This window comes from Dysosmobacter sp., from assembly GCF_034093755.1.
Classification (GTDB): domain Bacteria; phylum Bacillota; class Clostridia; order Oscillospirales; family Oscillospiraceae; genus Oscillibacter.
The window spans coordinates 1-9,040 of the sequence record NZ_JAXEBZ010000052.1; the positions used below are offsets into that span (position 1 = coordinate 1).

At 66.5% G+C, this 9,040-nt stretch carries 10 protein-coding genes; 6 read left to right on the plus strand and 4 right to left on the minus strand.

From position 1 onward, the window contains the following. Nucleotides 1-34: 34 nt before the first annotated feature. A complete protein-coding gene (locus tag SOX55_RS07130; RefSeq protein ID WP_325286751.1) occupies nucleotides 35-730 on the minus strand; it encodes a ClpP family protease in 696 nt (231 codons plus the stop codon). A 121-nt stretch (nucleotides 731-851) separates the two neighbouring features. On the opposite strand from SOX55_RS07130, the gene proB reads away from it, so the two are divergent. Genes proB through proC form a run of 6 tightly spaced genes read left to right on the plus strand, consistent with a single transcriptional unit; the run spans nucleotide 852 to nucleotide 5,420 of the window. Beyond that, on the plus strand, nucleotides 852-1,655 hold the full coding sequence (proB, locus tag SOX55_RS07135; RefSeq protein WP_325286752.1) for a glutamate 5-kinase: 804 nt from the start codon (nucleotides 852-854) through the stop codon (nucleotides 1,653-1,655). Further along, nucleotides 1,655-2,023, plus strand: coding sequence for a hypothetical protein (locus tag SOX55_RS07140; protein WP_325286753.1), 369 nt, complete (start codon nucleotides 1,655-1,657; stop codon nucleotides 2,021-2,023). The genes proB and SOX55_RS07140 overlap by 1 nt, the downstream gene beginning before the upstream one ends. A 50-nt stretch (nucleotides 2,024-2,073) precedes the next feature. After that, nucleotides 2,074-3,321: a glutamate-5-semialdehyde dehydrogenase gene (locus tag SOX55_RS07145; protein WP_325286754.1), complete on the plus strand. Its 1,248-nt coding sequence runs from the start codon at nucleotides 2,074-2,076 to the stop codon at nucleotides 3,319-3,321. A gap of 39 nt (nucleotides 3,322-3,360) precedes the next feature. Next, complete coding sequence (locus SOX55_RS07150) at nucleotides 3,361-3,732, plus strand: hypothetical protein (RefSeq protein ID WP_325286755.1); 372 nt, start codon at nucleotides 3,361-3,363, stop codon at nucleotides 3,730-3,732. A 1-nt stretch (nucleotide 3,733) separates the two neighbouring features. Then, nucleotides 3,734-4,585: a YwqG family protein gene (locus tag SOX55_RS07155; RefSeq protein WP_325286756.1), complete on the plus strand. Its 852-nt coding sequence runs from the start codon at nucleotides 3,734-3,736 to the stop codon at nucleotides 4,583-4,585. Nucleotides 4,586-4,613: 28 nt separating this feature from the next. Next, nucleotides 4,614-5,420, plus strand: a complete 807-nt coding sequence (proC, locus tag SOX55_RS07160; RefSeq protein WP_325286760.1) for a pyrroline-5-carboxylate reductase — start codon at nucleotides 4,614-4,616, stop codon at nucleotides 5,418-5,420. A gap of 55 nt (nucleotides 5,421-5,475) precedes the next feature. Here the strand turns inward: proC and SOX55_RS07165 are convergent, their stop codons facing one another. The 3 genes from SOX55_RS07165 to SOX55_RS07175 form a co-directional block, all read right to left on the minus strand. Continuing rightward, nucleotides 5,476-6,876 carry an aminopeptidase gene (locus SOX55_RS07165; RefSeq protein WP_325286757.1) on the minus strand — a complete coding sequence of 467 codons (1,401 nt, stop codon included), beginning with the start codon at nucleotides 6,874-6,876 and terminating at the stop codon, nucleotides 5,476-5,478. Nucleotides 6,877-6,906: 30 nt separating this feature from the next. Then, the gene (locus SOX55_RS07170) at nucleotides 6,907-8,583 is read right to left on the minus strand and encodes an L-threonylcarbamoyladenylate synthase (RefSeq protein WP_325286758.1); all 1,677 of its coding nucleotides are present in this window, start codon (nucleotides 8,581-8,583) and stop codon (nucleotides 6,907-6,909) included. Between the two features lie 80 nt (nucleotides 8,584-8,663). Continuing rightward, nucleotides 8,664-9,040 (minus strand): peptide chain release factor-like protein (locus SOX55_RS07175; protein WP_325286759.1); only part of this gene is annotated, 377 nt, incomplete at its 5' end.

Sequence of the window (9,040 nt, forward strand, 5' to 3'; positions counted from 1 at the left end):
AAGGCGGGACGGTCCCCGGACCGTCCCGCCTTCCCTATTTCCGCTCGTCCATCCTGCGGTAGAGCCACGCCAGCCCCTGGGCAAGCCCCCCTACCTGGTCGATGATGCCCAGCCGGACCGCCTCCTCGCCGTAGATGACGCTGCCCACGTCGGCGGCCATGTCGTTTTTGCACAGCATCAGCTCCTGAAACTTCTCCCCGGAGATGCCGCTGTGGCCCGCCACAAAGGCGATGATGCGCTCCTGCAGCCGCTCGAAGTAGTGGTAGGTCTGGGGCGCGGCGATGACGGTGCCGCTCATGCGCACCGGGTGAATGGTCATGGCCGCCGACGGCACGGCGAAGCTCCGCTGGGCCGCCACCGCCAGCGGCACGCCGATGGAGTGGCTGCCCCCCAGCACGATGGAGGCGGTGGGCTTGGTCATTCCGGCGATCAGCTCCGCGATGGCAAGGCCCGCCTCCACGTCGCCGCCCACGGTGTTCAGCAGGAACAGCACGCCGTCCACCTGCTCACTTTCCTCAATCTTGGCCAGCAGCGGCAGGACGTGCTCGTATTTCGTGGTCTTGACGGTGTCCGGCGCGTTGTTGTGCCCCTCGATCTGCCCCACGATGGTCATGCAGTACACGGTGCCGTGGTCCGTGCGGGTGAGGGCGCTGCCCAGGTCCACGATCTGCTGGGCCACGTCGGCTTTCCCCTCCTCCTCTTTTCCGGACGGCTTTGTTTCTTCTGTCATAGGAACCCCCCTTTTCTCCGGTAGTTTTTGCAGCCTTTTCCGCTTTAGTCAGTCTTTTCTTTTTCCTTTTATTGTGATACAATGTCTCCATACGATTTTCCCCAAAGGAGCTGATGGGAGCATGTGGCAAAAAACCTGTTACCGGATTGTGGTGAAGGTGGGCACCTCCACCCTGACCCATGACACCGGTGCGCTGAACCTCCAGAGCATGGAGCGGCTGATCCGGGTGCTGTCGGACCTGAGCGGCTACGGCCACGAGGTGATTCTGGTGTCCTCCGGCGCCATCGCCGTGGGCACCGCCCGGCTGTCGCTGCCGGAGCGGCCAAAGGAGCTGCGGATGAAGCAGGCCGCCGCCGCGGTGGGCCAGTGCCGCATCATGCACATTTATGACAAGCTGTTTTCGGAGTACAACCGCTCCGTGGCCCAGATTCTGCTGACCGGCGACGACGTGGACGATCCCGTCCGGGCGGAGCACCTGTCCAACACCTTCACCTCCCTGCTGGAGATGGGGGTCATCCCGGTGGTGAACGAGAACGACTCCGTCTCCTCGGCGGAGATTGAGACCGGCCGCCACAAGGTGCTGGGCGACAACGATACCCTCTCCGCCATCGTGGCCAAGCTGTGCCGGGCGGACCTGCTGATTCTGCTGTCGGACATCAACGGGCTGTACGAGGCGGACCCCCATGACCACCCGGAGGCGAAGCTGATTCACCGGGTGGCGGAGCTGACGCCGGAGATCATCCAAATGGCCGGCGGCGCAGGCAGCTGGCGGGGCACCGGCGGCATGGCCACCAAGCTGTCCGCCGCGGAGATTGCCATGGAGTCCGGCTGCGACATGGTCATCACCAACGGCGCCCGGATGGAGGACATCTATGACATCGTGGCCGGGAAGGACGTGGGTACCCGGTTCCTGGCGAAGCGGTGATGGGCGGGCAGGACCGCCTCGACAAGGGCTGGTACCGCCTTGTTGACGGCCTGACAGCAGCGCTGCTGGCACTGGAGCTGTGGAGCATCCTCTCCGGCCTGCCCCGCTTTATCCGGTACTGGCAGTCGGAAACCTTTCACAGTACCTGCTGGACCGCTCTGGTCTCCGCACCATTGATGATGGCTCTGACATTTGGGATGCCCCTCATCGCGGTACTGTTCATCTGCAATTTCTGGATGCTGTGCCGGAAGGCACGGCTGCCCCGGCGGTATCTGTACCGCCGTACCAATGCCACAGTGCTGCAGGTGTTGTTCTTCCTGCTGACGCTGTTCTGCTGCCATAACCTTATTTACTTCTCATCCTATTAAGCTAATTCAATTGTTCAGTCCTATCTCAGCACAATAAGGAGGTCCTTTTCATGACCCAACTGGAACGACAGGGCGCGGCGGCAAAGGCCGCGGCCCGGGCGCTGGCCACCGCCGGCACCCAGGAAAAGAATGAAGCACTGGAGGCCATCGCCCGGACGCTGACAGAGCGGCAGGACGAGTGGCTTGCCGCCAACGCCGCGGACGTGGCCGCCGCCAGAGAGGCGGGGATGCGCCCCGCCATGGTGGACCGGCTGACACTGACGCCGGAGCGGATCGCGGGCATCGTGGCCGGCGTCCGCCAGGTGGCGGCGCTGCCGGACCCCATCGGTCAGGTGACCAAGATGGAGACCCGGCCCAACGGCCTGATCATCGGCCGCAGGCGGGTCCCCCTGGGGGTCATCGCCATCATCTTCGAGTCCCGGCCCAACGTCACCGTGGACGCCGCCGCCCTGTGCCTGAAATCCGGCAACGCCTGCATTCTCCGGGGCGGCAAAGAGGCCATCCGCTCCAACCGCTGCGCGGCGGAGCTGATGCGGGACGCCCTGGTGTCCGCGGGACTGGACGCCGACTGCATCTCCCTGGTGCAGGACACCAGCCACGAGACCGCCAACGAGCTGATGCACCTCAATGACTACGTGGACGTGCTGATCCCCCGGGGCGGCGCCGGCCTCATCCGGACGGTGGCGAAGGAGGCCAGCGTCCCCGTCATCCGCACCGGCGAGGGCGTGTGCCACGTGTACGTGGACCGGGAGGCGGACCCGGAGATGGCCGCCAATATCGTCTACAACGCCAAGTGCTCCCGCCCCTCGGTGTGCAACGCCGCCGAGTGCGTGGTGGTGCACCGGGCCATTGCGGAGGAATTCTGGAAATACGCCCTGCCGCTGCTGGATGAAAAGCACGTGGAGCTGCGGGCGGACGCCGAAGCGCTGAAGATCCTGGGAGACCGTGCCGTCCCCGCTACAGAGGAGGACTGGGACAGCGAGTACGGCGACTATATTCTGGCGGTCCGCACCGTGGGCAGCATCGAGGAGGCCATGGACTTCATCGCCGACCACGGCACCGGCCATTCGGAGGCCATTGTCACCCGGAACTACTTCTGCGCCCAGGATTTCCTGAACTCCGTGGACGCGGCGGCGGTGTACGTCAACGCCTCCACCCGGTTCACCGACGGCGGCGAGTTCGGCCTGGGGGCAGAGATCGGCATCTCCACCCAGAAGATGCACGCCCGGGGCCCCATGGGTCTGGAGGAGCTGACCAGCTGCAAATACGTGATCTACGGCAACGGCCAGGTGCGCTGAGCCGTTTTCCCCACAAACGATGAATTGGAGGAGACTGTTATGATTCTGGAGACTGTTGCCCTGAGCGTCATCACCCTGCTGCTGTTTCTTCTGATGCTGACCCAGAAGCCCGGCCACCGCAAGCTGCTGCTGGGCGTTCTCACCGCCGTGGCCGACGTGGCGTCCCTGGTGGTGTTCGTGATGATGCAGCGGGCCGCCGGCCGCCCCGCCGAGGGCAAGGCGCTGCTGCAGCTGTACGTCCCCTGCGCCATCTACCTGATTTTTGCCCTCATCAGCGGCTTCACCGCCTCCGCCAGCCGCAAGAAGCTGAAGGCCGACAAGGCCGCCAAGCTGGCCGCCAAGGCGGAGAAGGCCAAGGCCGCCGAGGCCAAAAAGGCGGAAAAGGCGGAGCCGAAAAAAGAGGAGACCTGACATGGAGGAATTTGCGGACCTGCTGCGGTCCCTGGCCAGGCCCGGTATCCGGCTGACCATTGCCGGCCCGGCTCCCGCAGAGACCGCCGCCACCCGGTTCGGCGGTGCGCCGGACGTGCCGGCGGACTTCCGGTGGCCCGTCTTCGCCACAGCCACTTTTGACGATGACACCGTCCGTCCCCGGCCGCTGGCCTTTCTGGCCCAGTTCCGCTGCGCGGACCTGGCTCCCCTGGACAGGGAGCACCTGCTGCCGGAGGCGGGACTGCTGTCCTTCTTCTACGAGCTGGGTTCTCAGCGGTGGGGCTTTGACCCGGCGGACCGGGGCTGCGCCCGGGTGTTCTGGTTCCCGGAGACGGACGGACTGGCCCCGGCGTCGTTCCCGGCAAGCCTGCCGGCGGAGTACCGCCTGCCCGCCATGGGCATCGCGGCGGAGCCGGAGGTCACCCTCCCCGACGCGGAGGACTTTTACGCCAACCGGCCGGACCGGGACGATGACTGGGAGCCCTACTGGGAGGCCCGGGCCATGCTGGGCATGGATGATGACCCGCCGGAGGACCGCTCCCGCCTGCTGGGCTGGCCGGACGTGATCCAGGGCAGCTTCTTCCGGGAGTGCGCCCTGACGGACCGGGGGTTCTATCTGGGCAGCGGTACGGCGGACCTCTCTCCGGAGGACGCCCGGGCGGAGCGGGAGGCCGCGGAGGAGTGGCAGCTGCTGTTCCAGCTGGGCACCGTCACCGGCGAAGGCTTTGAGCTGATGTTCGGCGACTGCGGCCGCGTGTATTTCTGCATCCGGAAGGAGGATCTGGCGGCCCGGCGGTTTGACCGGGTGTGGCTGATTCTCCAGTGCGGCTGAATTTACGAAAGACAAAGGAATGTGATGTATCATGGCAACTTACGGTTTTATCGGCACCGGCAACATGGGCGGGGCACTGGCCCGGGCCGTGTGCCGCACCGTCAGCCCGGATCAGGTGTTTCTCACCAACCGGACGGCGGAAAAGGCCCAGGCCCTGGCCGCTGAGCTGGGCTGCTCCGTGGCGCTGGACAACGGGGCGGTGGCCCGCAGCGCCGACTTCATCTTCCTGGGCGTGAAGCCCCAGATGATGGCGGACATGCTCTCGGACATCGCGCCGGTGCTGGCGGAGCGGGAGACCCGCTTCGTGCTGGTGACCATGGCGGCGGGGCTGACCATCGCCGACATTCAGACCATGGCCGGGGGCGACTGGCCCGTCATCCGCATCATGCCCAACACCCCCGCCTCCATCGGCGAGGGCATGATCCTCTACACCGTGGGCAAGGGCGTCAGCGCCCCGGAGCGGAAGGCCTTCCTGACGGACATGGCCGCCGCGGGTCGGTTCTCCGAGCTGCCGGAGCACCTGATGGACGCCGGGTCCGCCGTGTCCGGCTGCGGCCCCGCCTTCGCGGACCTGTTCTTGGAGGCGCTGGCTGACGGCGGCGTGGCCTGCGGTCTGCCCCGGGCCCAGGCCATGGAGCTGGCGGCCCAGATGCTCTCCGGTTCCGCCAGACTGGCGCTGGAGTCCGGCAAACACCCCGGCGCCCTGAAGGACGCGGTGTGCTCCCCCGGCGGCACCACCATTCAGGGGGTGCGGGTGCTGGAGCAGAACGGCTTCCGCTCCGCCGTGATGGAGGCGGTCATCGCCGCCTACGAAAAGACGCTGAAGCTGAAATAAGGATGAACAATCCCCCGGCATAGCTGCCGGGGGATTGTTTTTGCTGATCCGGTTCTCAGAACACCGACCGGTACACGGCCTTCATGCCCAGATACGTCTCGTAGCAATCCAGCTTGGAGACGGTCTCAAAGGGGGCGTGCATGCTCAGCACGGGGACGCCGGCGTCCAGCGTAGTGATGTTGCGGTTGGCCATATACATGGCCACGGTGCCGCCGCCGCCCAGATCCACCTTGCCCAGCTCGGCGATCTGCCAGATGACACCGGCCTCGTCGAAGACGCGGCGGACGTAGGCCACCGTCTCGGCGTCGGCGTCGGAGGCGCCGGACTTGCCCCGGGCTCCGGTGTACTTGCACAGGCCGATGCCGTAGTTGAGGAAGGCGGCGTTCCGCTTTTCATAGGCCTCGGCGAAGTTGGGGTCGAAGGCGGCGGTAACGTCGGCGCTGAGGCAGAAGGACTTCTCGAAGCACACCCGCAGGGGCACCTCCTGGGCGTCGCACAGGTCCTCCATGAAGGTGTCGAAGGCGGCGGACTGCATGCCCGTCACGCCGTCGGAGCCGATCTCCTCCTTGTCCGCCAGCACGCAGACGGCGGTCTTTTCCGGCGTCTCCTCCAGGTCCAGCAGCGCCCGCAGGGCGGCGTAGCCGCAGACCCGGTCATCGTGGCCATAAGAGCCGATGAGGCTGCGGTCCAGGCCGATGTCGCAGGCCTTCACCGCCGGAACGGCCTCCAGCTCGGCGGAGGTGAAGTCATCCTCCAGAATGCCGTACTTGTCGTGCAGCAGCTGCATGATGGCCAGCTTCACCCGGTCGCTGCCCTCTCCGGCCACGGGGCGGCTGCCCAGCAGCAGGTTCAGGTTCTCGGCGGGGATGGCCTCCGCCAGGGGCTTGCGGCCCTGCTCGGCCCCCAGGTGGGGCAGCAGGTCGGTGATCACCAGACGGGGGTCGCCGTCATCGCCGCCGATGTTCACCGCCACGCTGGTTCCGTCCTTCAGCGCCACCACGCCGTGAAGCTCCAGAGGGATGGTGGGCCACTGGTACTTGCGGATGCCGCCGTAGTAGTGGGTCTTGAAATAGGCCAGCTCCCCGTCCTCATACAGGGGGTTGGGCTTCAGGTCCAGCCGGGGAGAGTCGATGTGGGCGGCGGCGATCTGGGCGCCGGCGTCCAGGGGACGGCGGCCCAGGTGCGCCAGCATCACGCCCTTGCCCCGGTTGCAGACATACACCTTGTCGCCGGTTTTGAGGGCCATGCCCCGCTCATAGGGGACGTAGCCCGCCTGCTCCGCCAGCGCCACGATCTCTTTGGCGCACAGCCGCTCGGTTTTTCCGGCATCCAGGAACCGCTTGTAATCCTCGCAGTAGCCGTCGATTCCGGCGGCGTCCTCGGCGGAAATCCGGTCCCAGCCGTTTTTCCTGGCGGAAAACAGCTTTTCCTTCAGCTCTTTCAGTTCGTCAGACATTGTGTGTTCCTCCTTGCAATCCCGCGGCCCTCAGGCCGTTTCATGGTTGTTGTCCTTGTCCTCCCGGATGCTGGCGATGAGCTTCCCGAAGAACGCCCGGGCCTGCCGGCGGAACTCCTCCGCCGTCTCCGCCCGGTTTTCCAGCTCACAGTCGCAGTGCTCCCGGAAATACTGGTCGGACTTCTGGGCGCCGATGCGCATCCGGGCGTACCGCTCGTCGATGCTGTCCCGGGCCATGATCCGCCGGACCCGCAGCTCCTGGGGCGAGGTGACGGCCACGGTGCGGTCGCACAGCTGGCCCAGCCCAGACTCCACCAGACTGATGGCGTCGATGGCCCACAGGCGGCAGGGCGCCGCCGCCATCCGCCGCTCCAGCTCCGGCTTCACAAACCGGAAGGCGATGTCATTGAGACGGCTCAGCCGCTCCTTGCTGCTGAACACCATCTCTCCCAGCTTCTTCCGGTCCAGCTCCCCCTCCCGGGTGAACACGCCGCCGAACTCCGCGCGGATGGCCTCCTGCAGCTCCCGGTCCTCCCGCAGCATCTGGTGGTACACGGCGTCGCAGTCCAGCACCCGGCCGCCCAGGTCCTCAATGGCCTGCAGGGCGCTGGTTTTGCCGGCGCCGGTGCCGCCGGTGATGCCGATGACCACGCTGGCGGCGCCGGCGTCCACCACATGGAAGCCCGCCGCTTTTTTCAGCCGGTTGTTGATGGCCAGGCCCAATCCCCGGTTATCGGGGCACTGGGCGAAAATCTCCGTCACGCCGCTGTTGTCGAAAGACCGCAGGGCGTCAAACACCCGCTGGGCCTGGGTCAGCTTGTCGCCGCTGCTGCCCAGGGTGTGGACCTCGTGGCCGTCGAACAGGCCGGCGTACTCGTCAAAGCAGATGACGCCGCTGCCGGGGCCCAGCCGCCGCAGAATCTCCCGGGCCGACAGCTCCGGCGCGCCGGTGATGACGGTCACCGGGGCCTTGGGGGCGTAGTGGCGGTACTTCATGCCGGGAGCCCGGGGTTTTTCCCCGTCCTGCAGCGGCTCGGACACCGCCTTGTCCACCTCCACCCGGCCCAGCACGTTCTCCAGCTCCTCCAGAGGCAGTCCGCCGGGACGCAGCAGCCGGGGCGGCTGACAGGTCATGTCCAGAATGGTGGATTCCACCCCCACGGTGCAGGGGCCGCCGTCCACCACGCCGTCGATTTTTCCGTTCATGTCCTCCAGCACGTCGGCGGCGGAGGTGCAGCTGGGCCGGCCGGAGGCATTGGCGCTGGGGGCCGCCACCGGCACCCCCGCCTCCCGGATCACCGCCAGCGTCACGGTATGGTCCGGGCAGCGGACGCCCACCGTGTCCAGCCCGGCGGTGGTCTCGTCGGGGATCACGGGGCTGCGCTTCAGGATCATGGTCAGGGGGCCGGGCCAGAACCGCCGGGCCAGCTCATAGGCAATGGGCGGCACGTCCACGCAGTACCGGGCCAGCCACTGCTGCCCCGGCACGTGGATGATGAGGGGATTGTCCTGGGGCCGGCCCTTGGCGGCGAAAATCTTTTTCACCGCCTCGCCGTCCAGGGCGTTGGCCCCCAGGCCGTACACCGTCTCCGTGGGAATGGCCAGCAGGCCCCCCTCCCGGAGAATGGCCGCCGCCGCGCCGATCTGGTCCTCCACTTCCTTCTGGGGACGCTTGGTGTCCCGCAGGTCAAAAATTCTTGTTTCCATCTTGCTTCGCCTCGTTCATGCCCCGGCAGGCCCTTTGCCTGCCTTTGGTTTCTGTTTCCGCCGGATAGTCCGGCGGATATTCACGGCTTCCGCTCCCCCACCGCCGCCAGCCGGGCGGCGGTGTCCGCCGCCGTCAGGGCGTCGATCAGCTCGTCCAGGTCGCCGTCCATGATCTGATCCAGCTTGTGCAGGGTCAGACCGATGCGGTGGTCGGTCACGCGGCTCTGGGGATAATTATAGGTGCGGATGCGCTCGGAACGGTCGCCGGAGCCCACCTGGGAGCGGCGTTCGCCGGCCCGCTCCTTTTCCAGCTCGGCCTGCTTGGCCTCGTAGAGCTTGGAGCGCAGGATCTGCATGGCCCGGTCCTTGTTTTTATACTGGCTCCGCTCGTCCTGACATTCCACGACCGTACCTGTCGGTATATGTGTGATACGTATGGCGCTCTCGGTCTTGTTTA